The organism is Novosphingobium sp. THN1, assembly GCF_003454795.1.
Classification (GTDB): domain Bacteria; phylum Pseudomonadota; class Alphaproteobacteria; order Sphingomonadales; family Sphingomonadaceae; genus Novosphingobium.
Genome location: NZ_CP028347.1, coordinates 938,884 through 959,123 on the forward strand (window position 1 = coordinate 938,884; position 20,240 = coordinate 959,123).

Annotated in this window: 23 protein-coding genes and 2 pseudogenes; 13 read left to right on the plus strand and 12 right to left on the minus strand. The window is 65.5% G+C overall.

The window, feature by feature from the left end; genetic code table 11:
* The first annotated feature begins 2 nt into the window (after positions 1-2).
* From trbK-alt to C7W88_RS04645, 6 genes and pseudogenes are all read left to right on the plus strand, one after another.
* Positions 3-323, plus strand: a complete 321-nt coding sequence (gene trbK-alt, locus C7W88_RS04620) for a putative entry exclusion protein TrbK-alt (protein ID WP_118072668.1) — start codon at positions 3-5, stop codon at positions 321-323.
* A gap of 1 nt (position 324) precedes the next feature.
* Complete coding sequence (gene trbL / locus C7W88_RS04625; RefSeq protein ID WP_118072669.1) at positions 325-1,641, plus strand: P-type conjugative transfer protein TrbL; 1,317 nt, start codon at positions 325-327, stop codon at positions 1,639-1,641.
* 3 nt (positions 1,642-1,644) lie between these two features.
* Positions 1,645-2,328, plus strand: a complete 684-nt coding sequence (gene trbF, locus C7W88_RS04630; RefSeq protein WP_118072670.1) for a conjugal transfer protein TrbF — start codon at positions 1,645-1,647, stop codon at positions 2,326-2,328.
* A pseudogene (gene trbG, locus C7W88_RS04635) lies at positions 2,325-3,355 on the plus strand (P-type conjugative transfer protein TrbG). Before trbF ends, trbG begins: the two are co-directional and overlap by 4 nt.
* Complete coding sequence (locus C7W88_RS04640) at positions 3,352-4,548, plus strand: TrbI/VirB10 family protein (protein ID WP_118072671.1); 1,197 nt, start codon at positions 3,352-3,354, stop codon at positions 4,546-4,548. Before trbG ends, C7W88_RS04640 begins: the two are co-directional and overlap by 4 nt.
* Positions 4,545-4,769 (plus strand): DUF2274 domain-containing protein, encoded by a 225-nt coding sequence (locus C7W88_RS04645; RefSeq protein ID WP_118072672.1) that lies wholly within the window; start codon positions 4,545-4,547, stop codon positions 4,767-4,769. The genes C7W88_RS04640 and C7W88_RS04645 overlap by 4 nt, the downstream gene beginning before the upstream one ends.
* Here C7W88_RS04645 and C7W88_RS04650 read toward each other — a convergent pair.
* The 8 genes and pseudogenes from C7W88_RS04650 to C7W88_RS04685 all read right to left on the minus strand — a co-directional run bounded on the left by C7W88_RS04650 (position 4,757) and on the right by C7W88_RS04685 (position 12,058).
* A complete protein-coding gene (locus C7W88_RS04650; RefSeq protein WP_118072673.1) occupies positions 4,757-5,653 on the minus strand; it encodes a LysR family transcriptional regulator in 897 nt (298 codons plus the stop codon). The genes C7W88_RS04645 and C7W88_RS04650 overlap by 13 nt on opposite strands.
* 131 nt (positions 5,654-5,784) lie before the next feature.
* Positions 5,785-6,564: a sulfite exporter TauE/SafE family protein gene (locus C7W88_RS04655; RefSeq protein WP_118072674.1), complete on the minus strand. Its 780-nt coding sequence runs from the start codon at positions 6,562-6,564 to the stop codon at positions 5,785-5,787.
* 4 nt (positions 6,565-6,568) lie between these two features.
* Complete coding sequence (locus C7W88_RS04660) at positions 6,569-7,486, minus strand: MBL fold metallo-hydrolase (protein ID WP_118072675.1); 918 nt, start codon at positions 7,484-7,486, stop codon at positions 6,569-6,571.
* 62 nt (positions 7,487-7,548) lie between these two features.
* Positions 7,549-8,196 (minus strand): peroxiredoxin, encoded by a 648-nt coding sequence (locus tag C7W88_RS04665; RefSeq protein WP_118072676.1) that lies wholly within the window; start codon positions 8,194-8,196, stop codon positions 7,549-7,551.
* A gap of 171 nt (positions 8,197-8,367) precedes the next feature.
* Positions 8,368-9,093, minus strand: a complete 726-nt coding sequence (locus tag C7W88_RS04670) for an ABC transporter ATP-binding protein (RefSeq protein WP_118072677.1) — start codon at positions 9,091-9,093, stop codon at positions 8,368-8,370.
* Positions 9,086-10,287 (minus strand): annotated as a pseudogene (locus C7W88_RS04675) (ABC transporter permease). The gene C7W88_RS04670 and the pseudogene C7W88_RS04675 overlap by 8 nt, the downstream one beginning before the upstream one ends.
* The gene (locus tag C7W88_RS04680) at positions 10,284-11,465 is read right to left on the minus strand and encodes an efflux RND transporter periplasmic adaptor subunit (RefSeq protein WP_118072678.1); all 1,182 of its coding nucleotides are present in this window, start codon (positions 11,463-11,465) and stop codon (positions 10,284-10,286) included. Before C7W88_RS04680 ends, C7W88_RS04675 begins: the two are co-directional and overlap by 4 nt.
* The gene (locus C7W88_RS04685) at positions 11,456-12,058 is read right to left on the minus strand and encodes a TetR/AcrR family transcriptional regulator (protein ID WP_118074574.1); all 603 of its coding nucleotides are present in this window, start codon (positions 12,056-12,058) and stop codon (positions 11,456-11,458) included. Before C7W88_RS04685 ends, C7W88_RS04680 begins: the two co-directional genes overlap by 10 nt.
* Before the next feature lie 89 nt (positions 12,059-12,147).
* Here C7W88_RS04685 and C7W88_RS04690 point away from each other — a divergent pair, with 89 nt between their 5' ends.
* The 5 genes from C7W88_RS04690 to C7W88_RS23515 are packed head-to-tail and all read left to right on the plus strand — an operon-like array spanning position 12,148 to position 14,507.
* Entirely contained in the window at positions 12,148-12,780 is a 633-nt protein-coding gene (locus C7W88_RS04690; RefSeq protein WP_240344828.1) for a class I SAM-dependent methyltransferase, read from the plus strand.
* Complete coding sequence (locus C7W88_RS23510) at positions 12,741-13,013, plus strand: hypothetical protein (protein WP_240344829.1); 273 nt, start codon at positions 12,741-12,743, stop codon at positions 13,011-13,013. The genes C7W88_RS04690 and C7W88_RS23510 overlap by 40 nt, the downstream gene beginning before the upstream one ends.
* Entirely contained in the window at positions 13,006-13,800 is a 795-nt protein-coding gene (locus tag C7W88_RS04695) for a hypothetical protein (RefSeq protein ID WP_118072679.1), read from the plus strand. The genes C7W88_RS23510 and C7W88_RS04695 overlap by 8 nt, the downstream gene beginning before the upstream one ends.
* Entirely contained in the window at positions 13,797-14,267 is a 471-nt protein-coding gene (locus tag C7W88_RS04700) for a potassium channel family protein (protein WP_118072680.1), read from the plus strand. The genes C7W88_RS04695 and C7W88_RS04700 overlap by 4 nt, the downstream gene beginning before the upstream one ends.
* A 36-nt stretch (positions 14,268-14,303) precedes the next feature.
* Positions 14,304-14,507, plus strand: coding sequence for a hypothetical protein (locus C7W88_RS23515; protein ID WP_240344830.1), 204 nt, complete (start codon positions 14,304-14,306; stop codon positions 14,505-14,507).
* 419 nt (positions 14,508-14,926) lie between these two features.
* Here C7W88_RS23515 and C7W88_RS04710 read toward each other — a convergent pair whose 3' ends face one another.
* Positions 14,927-15,901 carry a TlpA disulfide reductase family protein gene (locus C7W88_RS04710; RefSeq protein ID WP_162895904.1) on the minus strand — a complete coding sequence of 325 codons (975 nt, stop codon included), beginning with the start codon at positions 15,899-15,901 and terminating at the stop codon, positions 14,927-14,929.
* On the opposite strand from C7W88_RS04710, the gene C7W88_RS04715 reads away from it, so the two are divergent.
* Both C7W88_RS04715 and C7W88_RS04720 read left to right on the plus strand, forming a co-directional pair.
* Positions 15,902-16,552, plus strand: coding sequence for a peroxiredoxin (locus C7W88_RS04715; RefSeq protein ID WP_118072682.1), 651 nt, complete (start codon positions 15,902-15,904; stop codon positions 16,550-16,552).
* Positions 16,549-16,947: a helix-turn-helix transcriptional regulator gene (locus C7W88_RS04720; protein WP_162895905.1), complete on the plus strand. Its 399-nt coding sequence runs from the start codon at positions 16,549-16,551 to the stop codon at positions 16,945-16,947. The genes C7W88_RS04715 and C7W88_RS04720 overlap by 4 nt, the downstream gene beginning before the upstream one ends.
* Here the strand turns inward: C7W88_RS04720 and C7W88_RS23520 are convergent.
* Genes C7W88_RS23520 through C7W88_RS04730 form a run of 3 tightly spaced genes read right to left on the minus strand, consistent with a single transcriptional unit; the run spans position 16,937 to position 20,156 of the window.
* Positions 16,937-17,515 carry an ATP-binding cassette domain-containing protein gene (locus C7W88_RS23520; RefSeq protein ID WP_240344831.1) on the minus strand — a complete coding sequence of 193 codons (579 nt, stop codon included), beginning with the start codon at positions 17,513-17,515 and terminating at the stop codon, positions 16,937-16,939. The genes C7W88_RS04720 and C7W88_RS23520 overlap by 11 nt on opposite strands.
* Positions 17,491-18,534, minus strand: coding sequence for a hypothetical protein (locus tag C7W88_RS04725; protein ID WP_240344832.1), 1,044 nt, complete (start codon positions 18,532-18,534; stop codon positions 17,491-17,493). Before C7W88_RS04725 ends, C7W88_RS23520 begins: the two co-directional genes overlap by 25 nt.
* Complete coding sequence (locus C7W88_RS04730; protein ID WP_118072684.1) at positions 18,531-20,156, minus strand: ABC transporter ATP-binding protein/permease; 1,626 nt, start codon at positions 20,154-20,156, stop codon at positions 18,531-18,533. The genes C7W88_RS04725 and C7W88_RS04730 overlap by 4 nt, the downstream gene beginning before the upstream one ends.
* Positions 20,157-20,240 lie beyond the last annotated feature (84 nt).

A 20,240-nucleotide genomic window follows, 5' to 3' on the forward strand; every position in this document is an offset into this window, starting at 1 on the left:
CCATGGAGACCAAGCTCTTCGCGCGGATCGCAGCCGGGGCCTTTGTCGCTGTCGCGCTGACCATGACCGTGCTGACCCTGCGCGAAGAGCGAGATGCTCCTCTGCCCGAGATGGTCACCGTCTGGGAGCCGGACGGCGATCCGCTGCCCGCGCAGCTCAAGGCCTGCGCCGCCATGGGCGATCTCGCGCTGTCGTCACCCGATTGCCGCGCGGCCTGGGCCGAGAAGCGGCGGCGCTTCCTCGGGTTCGAAGACGGGGAGCCGTCCCCGGCCACGCAAGCTGAGCCGCCGCACCTTTACCAATCGCCAGCACAGGACCAGTGACATGGGTGGCACCGGCGTTGTCGACCGCTTCCTCGACATCTTCTCACGATACATCGATTCCGGGTTCGGCCTGCTGTCGGGCGAGGTCGCATTCATCGCGACCACGCTGATCGTCATCGACGTGACGCTCGCCGCGCTGTTCTGGACCTGGGGCGAGCAGGACGACGTCATCGCCCGTCTGGTCAAGAAGACCCTGTTTGTGGGGATCTTCGCCTACATCATCGGCAACTGGAACAACCTCGCCCGGATTGTCTTCGAAAGCTTCGCCGGGCTCGGCCTCAAGGCCAGCGGCACCGGCTTTTCGGCGAGCGAACTGCTCCAGCCCGGCCGTGTCGCCCAGGTCGGGCTTGATGCCGCGCGGCCCCTGATCGAGGCGATCTCGGACCTGATGGGCTTCGTCAGCTTCTTCGAGAACTTCCTGCAGATCATCATCCTGCTCGTCGCCTGGGCGCTGGTCGTCATCGCCTTCTTCATCCTCTCGATCCAGCTGTTCGTCACCCTGATCGAGTTCAAGCTGACCACGCTCGCCGGTTTCGTGCTCATCCCCTTCGGCCTGTTCGGCAAGACCGCCTTCATGGCCGAACGCGTGCTTGGCAATGTCATCTCGAGCGGGATCAAGGTTCTCGTACTGGCGGTCATCGTCGGCATCGGCTCGACCATCTTTTCGGAATTCACCAGCGCCATTCCGGCCGAGCCGACCATCGAGGATGCGCTCTCGATCGTGCTGGCGAGCCTGACCCTGCTTGGTCTGGGCATTTTCGGACCCAGCATTGCCAACGGCATTGTCGCCGGAGGCCCGCAGCTGGGCGCAGGTGCCGCCGCAGGAACTGCGCTCATGGCGGGCGGTGCTGCTGCCGGAGCTGTCGCCGGTGCGAAACTGGCAGGCGGCGCGGTTGCCAGTGCGGCTTCCAGTGTTGCCCATGGCACATCGCGCGCCGCCGGCGGCGCCACCACCGCCTATGCCATGGGCTCGGCGGGCAAGAGGGGCGCAGCTGCCGTCGGATCCGGCATGGCAGCGGTCGGTGACGCTGCGCTCGGCGCAGCAACTTCGCCGCTGCGCAAGGCCGGTGAAGGAATGAAGCAGTCATTCCGCGATGGCGGCCGTGCCGCGATCACCAATACGGGCGGCACGATTACCCCCGGTCCCAACACTCCGCCGCCGCCGCCAACCGATGGCGAAGCCGGCCCGCCCGCCTGGGCCAGGGCCATGAAGGACCGGCAGACCATCACTCACGGCGCGACCATCGCTGCCCACACACTCAAGGCCGGCGACAGCAGCGGTGCCGGCGCTTCCATCGATACCTCGGAAAAGGACTGACGCATGTTCCGACGACCCTCGATCCGCTACGGCAGGACTCCCGAACCCGAAACGCCCTACCAGCGCGCCGCCCAGGTCTGGGATGACCGGATCGGATCGGCCCGCGTTCAGGCCCGCAACTGGCGGATCGCCTTTTTCGGCGCGCTGGGCCTGTCGACCTGCCTGACCGCCGGGATCATCTGGCAGGGCGCACGCGGCAGCATTGTGCCTTGGGTGGTCGAGGTCGACAAATTGGGCGAAGCCCAGGCCGTGGCCCCTGCCGACGCCGGTTTTGCACCGTCCGATCCTCAGGTCGCTTTCCACCTCGCGCGCTTCATCGAGCAGGTCCGCAGCATCCCCGACGATCCGATCGTCGTGCGCCAGAACTGGCTCAGGGCCTATGATTTCGCGACCGACAAGGGCGCGCTCGCCCTCAACGACTATGCCCGGACCAACGATCCCTTTGCCCTCATCGGGCGGGAGCAGGTTGGCGTCGATGTCACCAGCGTGATCCGCGCATCGCCGACCAGCTTCCGGGTCGCCTGGGTCGAGCGCCGCTACCGCGACGGTAGTCTCGCCGAGACAAGCCGCTGGACCGCGATCCTCACCACCGTGGTCCAGCCCCCGCGCACTCCCGATGCCCTGCGTAAGAACCCGCTCGGCATCTTCGTCAATGCCATCAACTGGTCAAAGGAACTCGGATCATGATCAGTCAGACCCGGCGCGCGGCGCGCGCCCTGACCTTCGCTGCCCTCAGCTCGAGCCTCGCGCTCGTCTATCCCCTGCAGGCCCGGGAACACCCGGCGTCCCCGCCTGCCGCGCCTGCGACGGTCAGCGAGACATCGCAGGCGCCTGCTTCGGGCGCCCGGGTGGTGGCGATCCCCGTACCGCTGCCGCTTCCCGGTCAGCTCAAACCCTTGCCGCAGGCGGAGCCCCCGCTGCGGGCCGCTCCCGCCTGACCCGGAGTCACCCCGCTCCGCGTGATCAGGTGGGAGCGGCAAACGATGCCGCGCGGGTGCAGCCTGACCGCACCGGCTTCGTCAACGCGATCCAGCTCTATCCCTTCACCAGGGGCGCGCTCTATCAGGTCTATGCCAAACCTGGGCAGGTCACCGACATTGCGCTTCAGCCCGGCGAACGCCTGGTCGGATCTGGTCCGGTTGCTGCTGGCGATACCGTGCGCTGGATGATCGGCGATACCGTCAGCGGCAGCGGAGCGAGCGAACAGGTCCACATTCTGGTCAAGCCGATCCGGCCCGACATCGCCACCAATCTCGTGATCAACACCGACCGGCGCACCTATCATCTCGAACTGCGCGCCAACCCTTCCGTCTACATGGCCTCGGTTTCCTGGGCCTACCCGGAGGACGAACTGATTGCCCTGCGGCGGGATCGTGCCGAGGCTGAGCGCGCCGCGCCCGTTGCCGCAGGCATGGACCTTGCCAGTCTCAACTTCGGCTACCGGATCGAAGGCGACAAGCCGGCCTGGCGACCGCTGCGTGCCTTCGATGACGGCACGCGGGTCTTCATCGAGTTTCCCGAAAGCGTCGCGCAAGGCGAACTGCCGCCGCTGTTCGTGCTGGGGGTCCGCGGCGAGGCTGAGCTGGTCAATTACCGCGTCTCGGGACGTTACATGATTGTCGACCGGCTCTTTGCCGCTGCCGAGCTCCGGCTCGGCGGGCGCAAGGGCCAGGACAAGGTGCGGATCGTCACCGCGCGCCGGGGCCGGTCATGACCGGGGCGGCCGACACCGAAAGCCGGGAGCAGGCGCTTGTCGATCCCGAAAGCGCGGTGAAGCTGCGCGGCGATCCCCCGCGCGTCATGCGCCTGTCGCGCAAGGCCATCGGACTTGCCTCGGCTGCTGCCTGTGCGCTGGTCGGCGGCGCCCTGATCTACGCCCTCCAGCCCCAGGGCCGAAAAGGCGCCGAGGAACTCTACAACACCGATGGTGTCGCCGTGGCCGACAATCTCGTCGGCGCGCCCAAGGACTATGGCCAGGTGCCCAAGCTCGGTCCTCCGCTCCCCGGTGACCTTGGCAAGCCGATCCTCGATGCCCGGCAGCGCGGCGATGTGGCGGCCCTGCCGCCGGCAGGTTCCGGGCCTGCACCAAATCCTGCTGCCGATGCAGCCGCAGCCGCTAGGCAGCGCGCCGAGCAAGAACGCGAAGCGGCTCGCGGCAGCCGTCTGTTCTTCGCAGGTGGCACAACCGGCTCGGTTGGCGGGAGCTTGGCCAGCCCGCCTGCAGGAGGCGACCCGCCAAGCTCTGCGCCCGCTACGGCCCCTTCTTCCGATGCCGCGCGCCGGCAGGCCTTTCTCGACCGAGTCAGTGACCGGCGAACCGTTTCTTCCGAGCGGCTCGTTGGCCTCGCAGCCCCTGCGATCCTCCAGGCTGGTTCGGTCATCCCGGCGGCGCTGATCACCGGCATCCGTTCGGACCTGCCAGGGCTAGTGACCGCACAGGTGACCCAGAACGTCTATGACAGTCCGACGGGACGGATCCTCCTGATCCCTCAAGGCTCGCGGCTAATCGGCGACTATGACGCCGATGTCGCTTTCGGCCAGAATCGGGTCCTGCTCGCCTGGAACCGGCTGATCCTGCCGGATGGCCGCTCGATCGTGCTCGAGCGGCAGCCGGCTTCGGACACCCAGGGCTTTGCCGGGCTGCAGGACGGCACCGACTATCACTGGGGCGGGGTGCTCAAGGCTGCGCTCGTCTCGACCCTACTGGGCGCTGGCGCGGAACTGGGTTCCGGGGATGATGGCAATCTTGCCCGCGCATTCCGCCGTGGGACGCAGGACAGCATCAATCGCGCGGGCGAGCAGATCGTCAGCCGGGAGCTCAACGTGCGACCTACGCTGACCATCCGACCCGGCTTTCCGGTGCGGGTCCTGGTGACGCGCGACCTCATTCTGGGAGCGGGGCAATGACGCGCCTGAAGCTTTCAGACATTGCCGACGAAAAACCGGTCCGGCTGACGATCGAGCTGCCGGCGCGGCTGCACCGCGAGCTTCTGGCCTATGCGGCGGCGGTCAATGGCGGGGCCGCAGCGGGCGCGCCAACGGTCGAGCGCCTGATCCCGCCCATGCTGGAGCGGTTCATCGCCAGCGACCGCGCCTTTGCCAAAGCGAAGCGCGGTCAGGCGGGGTAACGCTCGTTGATCATCGTGAAAAAGCGCTGCAGTGCGGGGTTCTCATTGTCCTCGCGCCAGTAGAGCGCAAAATCGATCCGCGCCGTGCCGCCGTTGTCATAGATGTCCCGGAATTGCAGTTCTGGCCAGGTGACGCCCATCGAGGCTTCGGTGACAATGGTTATGAACCGGCCGACCGGCACCATGCTGAGCACGCTCTCGAGGCTGGTTTCCTGGGTGATGATGTTGGGGCGATAGCCTTGCCCTGTGACGCGGGCGGTGATCAGATTGCGGATCATCTCACCGATTCCCTGGCGCGGGACGACAAAGATCTCGCGGCGAAGATCGCCCCAGTAGATCCGGCTTTCCTCAAGCAAAGGATGCCTAGGGTAGAGCGCGGCGACAAGCCGCTCGGACCAGACCGGGCGCGAGGCAATCCCCTGTTCCTCGCTGCCGTGCGGGGCGATCGCAACGTCGATCGTCCCGGCTCTGAGATCGCTGCAAAGCTTGTCCGGATCGCCTTCGACCCCGTCGAACTGGACATCGGGAAACCGGGTCAGATAGTCCGAGAAGGCAGCCTTGACATGGCCGGCCATCAGCGAGGAGCAATAACCGACAGCAAGGCGGCCCTGCTCGCCGTAACCGACCGCCCGCGCCGTGGTCTGAAGATTATCAAGATCAGTGATGATCCGGCGTGCGGTCTCGAGGAAGACCTTGCCGGCTTCGGTAGGCTCAGCGCCCCGGGTCGTACGCCCGAACAGTTTGACGCCAAGCTTGTCTTCAAGTTGCAGAACGCTTCGGCTGAGCGTGGCCTGCTTCACATTGAGTCTGGCCGCCGCTCTCGAGAAGCTGCGAAGGTCTGCGGACAGGACCGCGAAACGAAGCTGACGAATTTCGACGGTCACGCTAGATCAGCTCTCCTGCTCACGGCGAACAGTGTTGAGAAGTGTTCGCCGATTTCGCAACAAAAATGTATTCATAATAGATATTTATTATGGGGCGGAGACATCGACGCCGCAGGCGGCTGCATCCGTAATTACCGAATTGCACTTTGCCACAGCATGTAGATTGCCACGACGAAGATTAGTCCTGCGAACAGAGTGTTGAGCAGCCCCTTCATTGCGGACAATCGTTGCGACAGCAGTGTTCCTGCGATGCCTCCCGCGACGCCGCTCAGGATGAAGACACCCGCGAGGGCCCAGTCCACGAGTCCCGACAAGGCGTAGTTTACGGCTGCCGTCAGCCCGAAAGCGGCGACGGCCACGAGCGATGAGCCGACCGCGTTGCGCATCGGCATGGCAGTTGATGCCATCAGCGCCGGAACGATCAGAAAACCACCGCCAATGCCGAAAAAGCCCGAGAAGAGGCCAGTGCCGAGCCCGTAGCCCATCACTTTGGGCGCATTCTCGCGGCGGCACTGGACATCGGGATTGCCGGGATCTTTGCGGTTGCGGATCATCAGTGCGCCCACCACCAGCATGAGCAAAGCGAACAGGAACAGCAGGCGTTGTCCGTCCATGGCCTTGCCCAGGGTCGAGCCGGCATAAGCCCCTGCGACGCCTGCGGCGGCAAACATGCTGGCACACCGCCATTTGATCGTGCCGGCCCGCGCGTGCGGCACGAGGTTGGCGCCGGCATTGACCGCCACTGCCAGTGCGCTGGTGCCGATCGCGATATGCGGTTGGGGCACGCCCACCAGATAGACCATGAGCGGGACGGCGAGGATCGAACCGCCCCCTCCGACCAGGCCGAGTGTGAACCCGACAAGGCCGCCGGACCCCGCACCGAGCAGATACTGAATGGTGTCGAGCGCCATCGCGTCAAAGCCGGTTGAGCGGCAGCTTGAGGTAGCTCACCCCGTTTTCTTCGGGTTCCGGAAAATGTCCGCCGCGCATGTTGACCTGGATGGACGGCAGAATCAGGCGCGGCATGTCGAGCGTGGCGTCACGCGCTTCGCGCAGGGCGGCGAACTCGTCCTCGCTGACGGCATCATGGATATGGACATTGGCGCGGCGCTGCTGCGCCACCGTGGTCTCCCAGACGTAAGTGTCACGGCCCGGCGCCTTGTAGTCATGGCACAGGAACAGGCGACTGGCTTCGGGTAGGGAGAGAAGGCGGCGCACCGACCGGTAGAGCACGCGGGCATCCCCGCCAGGAAAGTCAGCACGGGCAGTGCCATAGTCCGGCATGAACAGGGTATCGCCGATGAAGACGGCATCGCCGATCACGTAGGCCATGTCGGCCGGGGTGTGGCCGGGCACATGCAACGCGATCGCCGGGATGGAGCCGATCGCAAAGCGGTCGCCATCGTCGAAGAGCTGATCGAACTGCGAGCCGTCGCGGGCAAAGCGAGTGCCCTCGTTGAAGATTTTGCCGAAGACCTCCTGCACGGTGAGGATGTGGCGTCCGATCGCCAATCGGCCACCAAGCTGTTCCTGCAGATAGGGCGCGGCCGAGAGATGATCGGCATGGGCGTGCGTTTCAAGCAGCCATTCGACCTCCAGCCCCTGTTCGCGGACATAGGCGATCACGGCATCGGCCGAAGCGGTGGACGTGCGCCCCGATGCCGGATCGAAATCGAGTACGCTATCGATGATTGCGGCCTTGCCGGTTGCGGGGTCGGACAGCACATGGGTTACAGTGAAGGTCGCTTCATCGAAGAAGCTGCGAACCTGGACCGCCGCCGGATCGGCCTGCTGCACGATCTCTGCTGCGGCGGCAATGACGGGGTCTGACATGTGCATTCCTTTCGTGGATGGTTGTCGGCGGCACCGAGGTGCCGCCGACTGCCTGACCCGGTTCAGAGGGTCTTGGTGCTGAAATACCAGTCGACATAGTCGTAGCCTTCGCCGGCGCGGGCTTCGGCTGCCGGCGCGGTCTGCGGCGGGGGCACGATCACCTTGTCACCGGGCTGCCAGCCTTCGGGCGTCGCCACCTTGTTGGCGTCTGCCGTCTGCAGGGCCTGCATGAGGCGGACAAACTCGGCAATCGAGCGACCGTTCGACATGGGGTAGTAGACCATGGCGCGCAGCGTGCCTTCAGGGTCGATGAAGAAGGTGGCGCGAACGGCCTGGGTGTCAGACGCCCCCGGATGGACCATGCCGTAAGCGGTTGCCACCTTCATCGAGATGTCCTCGATGATCGGGAAGGGGATCTCGACGCCGAATTTCTCCTTGATCGAACGGACCCAGGCAATGTGGGCATAGTTGGAGTCGATCGACAGCCCGAGCAGCTCGGTGTTCATCGCCTTGAATTCATCGGCGTGGCGGGCAAAACCCATGAACTCGGTGGTGCAGACCGGGGTGAAGTCGGCCGGGTGGGAGAAGAGGACGAGCCACTTGCCCCGATAATCTGCCAGCGAACGCTGGCCATGGGTGGTCTTGGCACTGAAATCGGGTGCCGGCTCGTTGATGCGCGGCATGGCGGGAGTGGTGATCGTGTCAGTCATGATGGCCTCCTTGATTGGCTGAGGGCATCAATATCCAAATTTAATAAATTAGCAAAATGGCATATTTGATACAGAGTAATCGACGGAGCCGATTTGACGGCGGCAGGGCGTAGAAAATGGCGCAAATGCGTTGTTCGCCGGATAAGGGCGATCTGCGGGTCGGCGATCATTTTATGATTTGTCCGCACTATCAGGCCCATGGCTGCCTGCCGGACCTTCCTCGACCGTCACGCCATCGCGGATGTTGTAGAGGCGGCGGAAGGTCGGGATGATCTTCTCGTCATGCGTCACGACAATGATCGCGGTTTCGAACTGCCGGGCCATGGTATTGAGCAGGTCGACAACGGCGAGCGCACGGACGCTGTCGAGCGGCGCCGTTGGCTCATCCGCCAGGATCACCGGCGGCCGGTTGACCAGTGCGCGGGCAATGGCGACGCGTTGCTGCTCGCCGCCCGACAACTGGGATGGCATGGCCGCCGCGCGGTGCGCCACGTCCAGCGCCTCCAGCAGGTCGCGCGCCTCCTTGCGGGCAACGGCGTTGGGCTTGCCAGCCAGCATCGGCAGCAGCGCGACATTGTCCGTCACGTCAAGGAACGGGATCAGATAGGGCGCCTGAAAGATGAACCCGATCAGGTCGCGGCGCAGTGCGCGCAGATCGCCCACTTTCCAGCCATCGTCGTAGATCACCCTGTCGCCGATGGTCATGCGCCCCGAAGTCGGCTCGATCACTGCGCCCAGACACTTGAGCAGCGTGCTCTTGCCGGAACCGGACGGGCCGATCAGGCCCACGACCTCACCCTTGGCAACCGACATGTTGACGCCGCGCAGGGCGTGGACGGCGGTGTCGCCTTGGCCATAGGTCTTGACCAGGTTGTCGATGCGGATGCCTTCAGCCACCGATGGCCTCCGCCGGATCGACTTTCAGCGCGGCATGGATCGCCAGCAGGCTGGCCAGCGCGCAGATCGCCATGACGGCAAAGAACCCGCGCAGGGAATCGGCCGGCAGCAGCAGCACGTATTTGGGGAAGAACGGCGCCCAGAAAGTCGCGGCGATCTTGCCGACGGCAAAGCCGATCAGGCCCAGACCCAGCGCCTGTTGCAGGATCATGCCGGCAATCGTGCGGTTGCGCGTGCCGATCAGTTTCAGCACGGCGATTTCGCGGATCTTGCCGATGGTCATGGTGTAAATGATGAAGGCGACAATCGCCGCGCTGACGATCGCGAGGATAACGAGGAACATCCCGATCTGCCGCGCCGAATTGGCGATCATCTTGTCGACCAGAATCTCTTCCATCTGCGCGCGGGTATAGACGGTCACGCGCTGCCAGCGCCGGATCGCGGCGGCGACGGCATCTGCATCAGCGAGCGGTGCAACGGTCACCAACACGGCATTGACGTTGGTGCTGCTGGCCTGCGCGGCGTTGACCGCTTCGGCCACGGCCGGATTGCCCGGCGGGTTCAGCGCCGGACTGGATGCGTTGCGCGCCCGCTGGCGGACGATCGCATCGGCATCCTTTTCAAACTGGGCTTCCTGCGCGTCCTTGAGCGACAGGAACAGCATCGGATCGCCGCCGGACGACACCATCCGGCTGGTCAGTCCGACGATGCGATAGGTGTTGCGGCGCACTTTCACCTGATCGCCGATGGCAAAGCCGGTCTTCACATCGGCCACGGCCTCGTAATGACCCTGAACGATCCGGCGCCCGGCCATCAGGTACGGGGGCTGGCCAGGCTCGCCCGGCTGGGTGACTTCTGCCCCACCACCATGACCCGCACATCCTTGCCCCGGTGCGCGATCTGCATGGTCAGATAGGTAACGCCCGCTGCCCGGTCCACACCGGCCATGGCCCGGATGGGGCGTTCGGTATCCTCGTTCAGGCTGGATGGTTCGGCATAGGGGCCGAGCGTGTCCTTCTGCACCACCCACAGATCGGCCCCGCTGTTGTCGAGCAGGGCCTGGGCATCATCGATCATGCCGCGATAGACCCCGGCCATCGACAGGGTGACGCCGATCAGCAGGCCCAGCCCCACGCCGGTCAGCACGAACTTGCCCCAGCCATGCAGGATGTCGCGGCCGGCAAGGCTGATCATGGCAGCTTGTCGACCACGGTGATGCGGCTGGAGGCCGTGAGCGGCCGGGCGCTATGCAGGATGACCTGATCGCCCCTCGCGAGGCCGTCCAGCACCTGGACCCAGCCGTCGGAATCTTCCGCGCCGAGCTTCAAGGACACGAATTCCAGATCGCCGTCACGCATGGCCCAGACGCCCACCGCGCTGCCGATGCGGTGAATGGCGGCATTGGGCAGGGCCAGCGTGCGCTCCCGTGCGGGCAGGCCCACCGTCACTTCGGCGAGTTCCCCGATGGGCGGAAGCGCAGCACCCGCATCGAAACTGACCTTGGCCAGCACTTCCTCCGTCACGGCATCAGCCACCGGCTCCACCCGCAGGATGGCGCCGCGCAACGGGGTGTCGCTCCGCGAGCGCAAGACGATGCGTGCCGGAAGGCCTGCCGCGATGCCACCCGCGCGGGTCTGGTCGAACCGCGCGTTGATCCAGAGCTCAGCCGGATCGACGATTTCCACGACGGCTTGCCCGGCCACCACGGTTGTGCCCGGTTCGGCCAGGCGGCGGACAACCAGTCCGGCCCTTGGGGCAATCAGGCGCAAGTTGGCCTTCTGCTCTTGCAGGGCTGCACGTTCCGCCCCGGTACGGCCTCGGTCCTGTACAGCTGCCGAACGGTTGGCCTGCGCGGCGGCAAGTGCCGCCTCGGCGGCTGCCAGGGCCTGGCGTCGCTGGTCCAGTGCTGCGCGGGTCAGCCAGCCGCCCCGGAACAGTTCTTCCCCGCGCGCTGCTTCGCTGCGCGCCAGGGCAAGGCGCGCGCTGGCATCGGCCACTTGCGAGGCCGCCGCCTGCTCCAGCGCGGCAGAGCGACCGGCGCTGCCCGATGCGGCGGCGATGCGCTGGTCAAGATCGATCGGGTCGATCACGGCCAGCACCTGCCCGGCTTCGACCCGCTCGCCCACATCAACCGCCAGGCTGGCGACGCGTCCCGGCGCGGTCGGCCCGATCCGGTGGATATAGCGCGCTTCCACGGTGCCGATCCCGAACAAGGCTGGCGTGATCGCGCGCTCCTCCACCTGAACGACCGTTACCTTGACCGGAGCCAGCGGACCGGAGCGCAAGGCGACGAAGCCAAGCAGGAGCACCAGTGCGGCAAGCACGACCACCAACAACAGGGCGCGGCGGCTTTGCGGCAAGGCTATGCGCATGGCGAGGCTCCCAGGCTCTGTTGGAACAAGCCGAACAAGCGCCGGGCAAGGACCGGCATGGCCGTAAAATCATCGACCGCGAGACCCTGCATGACCATGCCTTGCACCATGGCGAGGAACAGCACAGTCGCGGCTTCAACATCAGTGGTGTCCGCGATAGCACCTGCCTCGCGGGCAGATTGAAGTTCGCGCGCCACGCGCGCCCGGTATCCAGCCATCAGCTGGCGGGCGATAGCCTTGGTCGGGGTATCGCCGGCGCGCTGCAGTTCGCCAAACAGGATGCGCGGCACGCCCGGCTGTTCGATGACGAAATCGACATGGGCGGCCAGCATCGCCTCGAGCCGGGTGAGCGGCGGGCTGTCCGGCAGGACGTCGAAGCGGTGGTTGAGTTCGCCGCAGGTCCATTCGAGCACAGCGGTCCAGATCGCCATCTTGTCCGGAAAGTGCCGGAACAGCGCGCCCTGTGACACGCCCATCGCCGAGGCGATTTGCCCGGTGGTCATCGCGGTCGGATCATGGGTTGCCGCCAACTCGATCACGGTCGCCACGGTCTCGGCCCGGCGCAGGTCGGCGGAGAGATAGGGACGGTTCATGACCATACTCTGCCACAAAGAAAGCGACTGGTCACTTTTCTTTTTTAGCAGTGCGGTTATGGTGCGGTGATCACCACAGGAGACCCGCGATGACCGAAGCCCCCCACCATCACGCCGATGCCCTCAAGTATGAAGACTGGGCCGGCGAAATGGGGGCGCGCTGGCTCGCCAACCTCACGGGCTTTGAAAGTACGATTGCGCCGGCGGGCGAGGCGCTGCTGGCCCAAGCTGCCTACCAGCCCGGCGAACGCGTGGTGGACATCGGCTTCGGCGGTGGGGCGACCAGCCTTGCCATTGCTCAAGCCGTCGCCCCGCAAGGTGAAGTCGTCGGCATCGATATTTCACCCGACCTAGCCGCTGCGACGGCGCGCCGTGCGGCGGCTGCCGGAATTGCCAATGCGCGCTTCATTTGCGCCGATGCGGCGACCGTTGCCTTGCCGGAGATGCCGTTCGACCGGCTGTGTTCACGCTTTGGCTCGATGTTCTTTTCCGAGCCGGTCCCAGCCTTCGCAAACCTGCGAGGCCTGCTGAAGGCCGGGGACGGCTCGATCTTGCCGTCTGGGGGCCGCCGCAGCAGAATCCCTGGATGCTTGAAGGCATGGCCGTCGCCCGCCGTCATATCGAAATGCCTGCGCCCGTGCCGCGCGCGCCGGGACCGTTTGCCTTTGAAGATCGGGACTACATGGAAGAAACGCTGGTCGCCGCAGGCTTCAGCAATGTGAATATCGTTGCGACCAAGGGAGAGCTGCCCGTCGGCGGTCCTGGCGCCACGCCGCAGCAGGCACAGGCCTTCGTGCGCCACGCACTCGCCTTTGGACAGGCGCTGCTCGATTACCCGCCGCAGGTCCAGGAAGCAGCTGCCGCGGAGCTGACATCGCTTTACACCAAATACTATCGCCCGGGCGAAGGGGTGATGATGGGGTATGCCATCTGGCTGGTCAGCGCCAATGCCTGACAATCGCCGCTTTACCATACGCTTTGGCTGCGCGTTCCTGCCGGCTGTCCTGCTGTTTGCCGCGCCTGCCATTGCCGAACCCACCCCGGTTACGGTGCGCGTCATCAGTCAGGACGCCAAGTTTGTTGGCGACAGTACTGGCGGGGCGCAGGTGATCCTGCGCGATGCGGAGAGCGGGCACATTCTCGCCGAGGGCATAACCGCAGGCAGCACCGGCAATACGGATCGGATCATGCAGTCGACTGGCCGCAGCCCGCTGCGCGCGACGGACGATGCAGCCGCCTTTCACGCAACGCTGGATCTCGTCGGGCCAACCTTGGTCGAACTGGAGGTCAAGGGCGCGCTTGGCCGCCCAGGTTCCGCCGTCAAGGTTACTGCGCAGCGCTGGATGATGCCTGGAGTGCCGATGACAACCGGCGACGGCTGGAGCATCGAATTGCCCGGCCTTGCCGTGACGCCCATGGCCAGCCTTGAGCCGGAGGGCCTGCGGATTACGGCGAAGGTCGAGCCGATGTGCGGTTGTCCGCTGATCCCTGGCGGCCTTTGGGACTCAGCCGATTACGAGGTGGAGGCAAGCCTCTGGCAGGATGGTCATCAGCTTCGCAAGGCGAGACTGGCATTTGCGACTGCACCCGGCGGTTTCGCCGGGTGCTGCCGCTGCCGGCGAGCGGGCGCTACACGCTCGTCCTGTTCGGGCACAACACGGTTACCGGAAGTTCGGGGTTGGGACGGATCGAAGTCCAGGTGCCCTGATCTCCACCGTAAGGAAAGGCCTTTGCTGCCATGATCCTGTTCTGGGCCCTGCTGATTGCCTTTGCGACCGTGGGATTGTGCGTCATCGTCCACTATGAGGCGCTGCGCCTCACCTCGCTCCTCATTCCCCGGCTGACCATCCCGCCGCGACCCAAGGTCCTGGTGGTGATCGCGGCAGTTTTTCTCGCTCACCTGGCCGAGATCGTGATCTTTGCGGTTACGTACCGGTTGATGCAGCCTTTTCCTCAACTGGGCGAGATCGCCGGCCACTTTTCCCGAAGCGCGGTCGATTATTTCTACTTCTCGGTCACGAGCTTCACGACGCTCGGCATTGGCGACCTGTTCCCCCACGGCGCCTATCGCATCGTGGTTGGTTTTGAATCCCTGACGGGCTTTGGACTGATTGGCTGGTCGGTGTCTTTCACCTATCTTGTCATGCAGGAATTCTGGACCCAGCATGGACCCAGGCCAAAGCGCAAAATTGGCCGTGATGAGCGATGAACGCGCGGCTCACTCAGATCTCCAAGGAGTGACAGCATGCCTAACATCAATCTAGAAGCTGTCTTGCTGGAAGCGCTGGACGACGAGCGCAAGGCTGAGGCGACTTATGGTGCCGTCATCGAGAAATCTGGCAAGGTCAGGCCCTTCATCAACATTATCGAGGCCGAACGACGCCATTCCGCAGCGATTGAGCGGCAGATGATACGCCTGGGCTTCGCGATCCCGGCCAATCAATGGTAAGGCAAGGGCATGGCCCCGGCTACGCTGGCCGAGGCTTGCAGTATGGCCATCAAGGCTGAGGTCGAGAACATCGCCCTTTACGATCGGCTGCTGCCCGCCATCGCTGACGACTCCGTCCGGCATGTCCTCCAGAACCTGCAGGATGCATCGCGAGATAATCACTTACCGGCGTTTCGACGCTGCCTTGAACGTGAGAACGGCGGGGACGGAAGTGGCGGCGCCAGAGATGGACAGGGAAGTCAGGGGCGACATGGTCGGGGTCGGGGCCCTCGCGGCGGATGCTCGATCTGATCATGGGGCAGCATCGCCTCCCGAGCTGGAGCAAGATGCGGCCTCTGCAGTAGGCCGATCGGGCAGGTTTTGGCGCGGTGCTGGTCGCCAGGCTGCAATGTCCCGGCTCTTGCGTAAAGAGGCTACGGTTACGGCCGTTCCAGCGCCCGGATCGCAATGTCGAGCTGAACGCGGTTAATCTCGCCCGTGTGGACCTGGCGGACCGTGCCATCGCTGGCAATGAACAGGGTCGTCGGCAGCGCTCCGGCGCCGGTCATCTCGTTCAGCAGCCCTGACGGATCGCTGGCGACATGGGCGGGATCTAGCCCTTGAGCGCGCAGGAAAGCCGTGATTTGGGCGGACGCTTCGCCCTGGTTCACCAGCAGGATTTCGGCCCGGCGCTCCGTTGCAGCCGCCTGCGTCAGCATCGGCATTTCGCGGCGGCATGGCGGGCACCAGGTGGCCCAGAGGTTGAGCACGATGGGCCGCCCCCGCAGGTCCCCGATCCGCCAGGGCGGCAAAGGGGCGGTTTCCGCAGCGACCCGTTCCAGCGTCAGGGTCTGTGGCAGGCGGAGCGACGACTTGCTCTCTCCAGCAGCCAGGAAGCCGGCCCAGGCCAGCGTCAGGCCGGCCAGTACACCCAGCCCGGCCAGTACCGGTTTACGGCGGCGCAAGGTCACGATCAGCACCAGTCCGGCGGCCGCCACGCCTGCATGCCAGTTCCATCCGCCCAGCCATGCCTGCAGGGCCGCGACCGGCTCAAGCGCATAGCTTTCGCGGTATTGCCAGACATGGCCAGCCCGTGCGGCGACGAGGCCCGCCAGCAAGGCCAGGCCTGCCGGCTGCCAGGCCGCCACCCGATACCGGCGCACAATCCAGTCTAGTGCCGTCAGGAAAGTGAGCATCAGGCTAACCGCCACGAGGCGGTCCAGCGCCAATGCCAGCGGGCCAATCTGGATGATGTCGTTCGGGTTCAAGGTGCCTTGCCGATCATGACCGATATCAATGACGTTGTGATTGCCGCGTCTAGCAGGAAAGCTTCCGCGATAGTCCAGGGCGGGAACATTGCCATGAATGCAACATTTATTTAAAACGATCAAATCGGGGCCGGTCAGGAGGGGCATATGGACGATAGTGACGGCAAGGCTTGTGACGCGCCGGTGCGCATTGGCGAAGCTGCGCCGGATTTTATCGCCCGTTCGACCGAAGGCATGGTTCGCTTGTCCGACTATCGTGGCCGCTGGCTGGTGTTCTTCTCGCACCCCGGCGACTTTACCCCCGTCTGCACCAGTGAATTCGTGGCCTTTGCCCGCGCCTTCGACCGCTTCGAGGCCTCGGGGTGCAGCCTGCTTGGCCATTCGGTCGACAGCCTGTTTTCCCACCTCGCCTGGATCCGGGCGTTACATGATGACCTGGGAGTGACCGTGCCCTTTCCCATCGTCGAAGATCCCAACCTCGAGATCGCACGCGCTTTCGGTATGGTCTCTGCAGAAGCCAACAATGCAGCATCGGTGCGGGCCGCCTATTTCATCGATCCGCAGGGCATTGTACGGGCGATGAACTGGTATCCGCTCGCCGTCGGGCGGTCGGTTGACGAGATACTGCGGATCGTGACCGCGCTCCAACGCACGGCAGACGGACAATGCCTGACCCCCGAGGGTTGGCAGCCGGGCGATCCGCTGCTGGCGCAACCGGGCTTTAGCAAGCATGAGGCGCTCGCCGCCGAAAAGGCCACGGAATGGTTCTATCGTCCGGTTACGGACCACCAGCCATGATGGCAGTTCAGGCTTTGTCCAGCACCGAGGAGCAGGCCGAACTGCTGCGGGTGCTCGGCCACCCGATGCGCCTTGCCGTCCTCAAGGAGTTGACCGGAGGCGAGCGCGCGGTGGGCGACATTGCCGAGCGCACGGGGTTGGGCCTGTCCGTGCTCAGTCAGCAGCTGGCAATCCTGCGCAAGGCGGCGCTGGTTTCCTCGCGGCGCGAGGCCAAGCAGGTGTTCTACACGATTGATGCCGACCAGATGAAAGTGGCCCGGGCCGTTCTCGATGCCCTGGTTCCGGAGGACGGAACCCGCGGTGCCTCGGAGAGCACGCGTCCTGCTGAACCGCCCCGTCCCGATGTGCGGCTTGGCGCGGCCATGTTTGCGCAAGTCAGCCGCGTCACGCGCTGATAGGAACCAGCGTGACCACCTGACGAGCGAGCAGGTGCAGGCCGCTGCGGTGGCTGACCAGCACCAGCCCGGTTCCGGTCTTGTCCAGCCATGCCGACAGGCGCTGGCACAGCGCAAGTTCCGTTTCCGGGTCCAGCCCTTCACTCGGTTCATCGAGGACCAACCAGGGTTTGGCTGCCAGCAGCGCACGGGCCAGCGCGAGCCGCTTGCGCTGCCCGCCCGACAGGCGCGCGCCATTGTCACCGAGCCACTCGCCGAGGCCCTGAGGAAGGCTGCGGACGGTTTCAGCGAGGCAAGCGGTTTCCAGTGCGGCCCACATTTCTGGCTCGGTAATGCCCGGACGGGCCAGACGCAGATTATCCGCAACGGTGCCGGCAATCATCCCTGCATCCTGCGGGGCATAGGCAAACAGTGGACGTAAACCCGCCAGCCCCAGAGCGCGAACATCCTGTCCGTCCACGGCCAAACCTTCCGGCGCATCGCTGCGCAAGCCGATAAGCGTGCCCAGCAGGCGCGACTTGCCTGAGCCTGAAGGCCCGGCGATCAACAGGCGTCCGCCCGGGGGCACGGCATGGAACTGACCATCGATGGTGACAGCAATGCCCCGCCGACGAAGGGCAAAGCCGCATCGGTCTGGCGGGCGGGCAACATGGCGATGCTTTCCAGACGGGTGATGGCATCGTGCACCCGCAGGCGTTCCATGTCCGTCCGGGCCAGCGTCGACCAGTTTTCCGTCGTGGCCGCTGCGGCAAGGGCCGCCAGGGCCACCAGCGCCGCGCCGCCATCGGCCAGCGCCAGCACGCCCGCCACGGTCAAGGCTGCCAGCACCAATTGCGCCCCCTGGAGCATTACTTCGCCCCGGGCCAGCGCGCCGCGCGCCGTGTCGAGCGCACGAGTGTGCGGTTCGAGTGCGACGATGACCTGCGTGCCCAGCCCATAGACCGCGATCTCGCCGGAACAGGCAGCATAGCTCGCATAGTCGGCCTTGAGACGATTGAGCGCTGCGGCATGCTCTTGTCGGGGGTGCGCCAGCAGGCGCGGTGTCAGCATCCGCGAGGATAGCCGCATGGTCGCAAGCCCCGCAAGCAGCGTCAGCGCTGCCGGCCAGCCCGCCAGACTCGCCGCGATCAGGCCCGCTACTGCCCCTGCCAAGGCGCCTGGAACCGTGACCTTGCGCACCACGCTGTCCTCCAGCGCATCGACATCGGAGCCAAGGCGGGCCGCCATGTCGCCGCTTGACCGGGCCAGAGAAAGTGACGGATCGCTTGCCGCCAGCCGGGCAAACAGGGCAGGGCGCAAATCCGCCAGGGCAAACAGCGCGGCCCGGTGGCCGAACAGGCGCTCGCCATAGCGGCTGAGCGTGCGGGTGATCGCAAGCCCCCGGATCCCGGCGCTTGGCAGCAGGTAGTTGAAGGCGCGCACACTGGCCACGCCGCCCGCGCCGGCAAGGGCGGCGCCGGTCAGGAACCAGCCAGACAGCGCCAGCAACGCCACGCCCGCCAGCGCCGCGACCATGGCCAGGCCGATGGCAATGGCCGTGCTGCGGCGTTGCCGCCGGGTTGCATCGCGTAGGAGGCGCTCGATCATGGCATCACCATGCGGCTTTTTGCGCAGGCGATCAGCGCCGGATCGTGCGTGGCAGCGATCACCAGACGGGTGCGGGCGGTGTCTTGCAGCAAGGCAATCACCTTGGCTGCGGTTTCGGGATCAAGATCGGCGGTCGGCTCGTCAAGCAGCAGCAGTGGCCGCCCGCTGGCAATTGCGCGCACCAGCCCGATCCGCCGCCGTTCGCCGCCGGACAGGCCGGACCCCCGCGGATCGATCGTCAGGTCTTCGCCCCGCGCGGCAATCAGGGCAGTCAGGCCGCTCGCATCGGTTAGCCGGGCGAGTTCCTGCGGTCCAAGGTAGTTGCCGCCAAGCCGAAGGTTGTCCGCCAATGTGCCGGGCAGCAGCAGGGGGCGCTGCCCGGCCCAGCCTGTCAGGGCCGGCAACGCGCTCGCGGCGACTGGCGTGTCATCAAGGATGATCCGGCCCGCCGATACCGGCGCCAGGGCGATCAGGGCATGGAGCAGCGAGGATTTTCCGGCGCCGGTCGGTCCGGCCACCACGTGCAGGCCGGGGCCCTGCCAGCACGCGCTCACCGGACCAATACAGTTGTCATCAGCATAGCGGATCGTCAGACCTTCGGCGCGGAGCTGGCAGACGCGATTGCGCGGGACGGCTCTGGCTTGCACCGCCAGTAAGCGGGCCTGGTCCAGCGCGTTGGCCACGCTGCGTTCGGCAGCCTGGCCTTGCTGCTTGTCGTGGTAGGCCGCCGCGAGCCGCCGCATGCCGAGATAGAATTCCGGAGCCAACGCGAGGGCGAAGAAGGCCTCGCCAAGGCTCAGGTCTTCCGGAGCCGGGAACGGCAGCAGCCCCAGCAGCGAGAAGCCGCAATAGACCGCCACCAGTGCGACGGAGAGGGCGGCGAAGAATTCCAGCATGGCGCTGGATACGAACGCGATCCGCAAGACCTGCATCGTGCGCCCCGCCACTTCGCGGGCTGCCCCGCCGATCTGGCGTGTCACGCGATCCTCCGCCCCGAAGGCCAGGATCACCGGAAGCGCGGCCACGCGATCGACGAACAGGCCAGACAAACGCGAGAGGGCCAGAAACTGCCGATCCGCCTCGGCCTTGCCGGCCAGTCCCGCCAACGCCATGCCCGCTCCGAAAGGGATCAGCGTTGCCAGCAGGATCAGGGCGGAAAACCAGCTGGCGATAGCGACGGCCGCGGCGATGATCAGTGGTGACAGCATCGCGGCGCGACGAAGCGGCTGAAAGCGGGCGATCAGCCCCTCATGCGCTTCCACGTCGTCGATCGCCACGCGCAGATCCTCGCCGATCAGGCGGCCGCGCATCTGCCCGCTGGGCAGCAGCGCGGTCATCACGCGGACCCGCAAGGCAGACTTTGCATGGGTGGCAGCCTTTTGGCCCGCCAGCCCCGCCAGCGCCTGCGCGCCAGCGCGAAGCATACCGCTGATCCCGATCCCGGCCAGCAGGCACCAGCCTTGAGTCGGAAGTCCCCCGGCTGTCCACGATGCGATGAACGCGGCTAGGCACCCGGCAAACAGCACGGCGCCCACGGTGTCGCCCAGCCACCACAGTACTGCGACCTGGCTGGCCGGACGAGGCGTTCTTCTCGCGGCGAATTGGGACTGTTGCGGCGGCATGGGAGCTTTCAGGTCGCGATTGACGACAGTTTCATATTAGCATATTCGCAAATTCAATAATTGAGTGGATGCGCTGAGTCGAGT

Coding starts and splice junctions, on each gene's coding strand:
- C7W88_RS23510 (WP_240344829.1), top strand. CDS start 12,741: ATGGAAGAAACGCTGGTCGCCGCAGGCTTCAGCAATGTGAATATCGTT.
- C7W88_RS04710 (WP_162895904.1), bottom strand. CDS start 15,901: ATGCCCCTCCTGACCGGCCCCGATTTGATCGTTTTAAATAAATGTTGC.
- C7W88_RS04730 (WP_118072684.1), bottom strand. CDS start 20,156: ATGCCGCCGCAACAGTCCCAATTCGCCGCGAGAAGAACGCCTCGTCCG.
- C7W88_RS23515 (WP_240344830.1), top strand. CDS start 14,304: ATGCCTAACATCAATCTAGAAGCTGTCTTGCTGGAAGCGCTGGACGAC.
- C7W88_RS04645 (WP_118072672.1), top strand. CDS start 4,545: ATGACGCGCCTGAAGCTTTCAGACATTGCCGACGAAAAACCGGTCCGG.
- C7W88_RS04690 (WP_240344828.1), top strand. CDS start 12,148: ATGACCGAAGCCCCCCACCATCACGCCGATGCCCTCAAGTATGAAGAC.
- trbF (WP_118072670.1), top strand. CDS start 1,645: ATGTTCCGACGACCCTCGATCCGCTACGGCAGGACTCCCGAACCCGAA.
- C7W88_RS04655 (WP_118072674.1), bottom strand. CDS start 6,564: ATGGCGCTCGACACCATTCAGTATCTGCTCGGTGCGGGGTCCGGCGGC.
- C7W88_RS04700 (WP_118072680.1), top strand. CDS start 13,797: ATGATCCTGTTCTGGGCCCTGCTGATTGCCTTTGCGACCGTGGGATTG.
- C7W88_RS04640 (WP_118072671.1), top strand. CDS start 3,352: ATGACCGGGGCGGCCGACACCGAAAGCCGGGAGCAGGCGCTTGTCGAT.
- C7W88_RS04685 (WP_118074574.1), bottom strand. CDS start 12,058: ATGAACCGTCCCTATCTCTCCGCCGACCTGCGCCGGGCCGAGACCGTG.
- C7W88_RS04720 (WP_162895905.1), top strand. CDS start 16,549: ATGATGGCAGTTCAGGCTTTGTCCAGCACCGAGGAGCAGGCCGAACTG.
- trbK-alt (WP_118072668.1), top strand. CDS start 3: ATGGAGACCAAGCTCTTCGCGCGGATCGCAGCCGGGGCCTTTGTCGCT.
- C7W88_RS04665 (WP_118072676.1), bottom strand. CDS start 8,196: ATGACTGACACGATCACCACTCCCGCCATGCCGCGCATCAACGAGCCG.
- C7W88_RS04695 (WP_118072679.1), top strand. CDS start 13,006: ATGCCTGACAATCGCCGCTTTACCATACGCTTTGGCTGCGCGTTCCTG.
- C7W88_RS04680 (WP_118072678.1), bottom strand. CDS start 11,465: ATGCGCATAGCCTTGCCGCAAAGCCGCCGCGCCCTGTTGTTGGTGGTC.
- trbL (WP_118072669.1), top strand. CDS start 325: ATGGGTGGCACCGGCGTTGTCGACCGCTTCCTCGACATCTTCTCACGA.
- C7W88_RS04660 (WP_118072675.1), bottom strand. CDS start 7,486: ATGTCAGACCCCGTCATTGCCGCCGCAGCAGAGATCGTGCAGCAGGCC.
- C7W88_RS04715 (WP_118072682.1), top strand. CDS start 15,902: ATGGACGATAGTGACGGCAAGGCTTGTGACGCGCCGGTGCGCATTGGC.
- C7W88_RS04725 (WP_240344832.1), bottom strand. CDS start 18,534: ATGATCGAGCGCCTCCTACGCGATGCAACCCGGCGGCAACGCCGCAGC.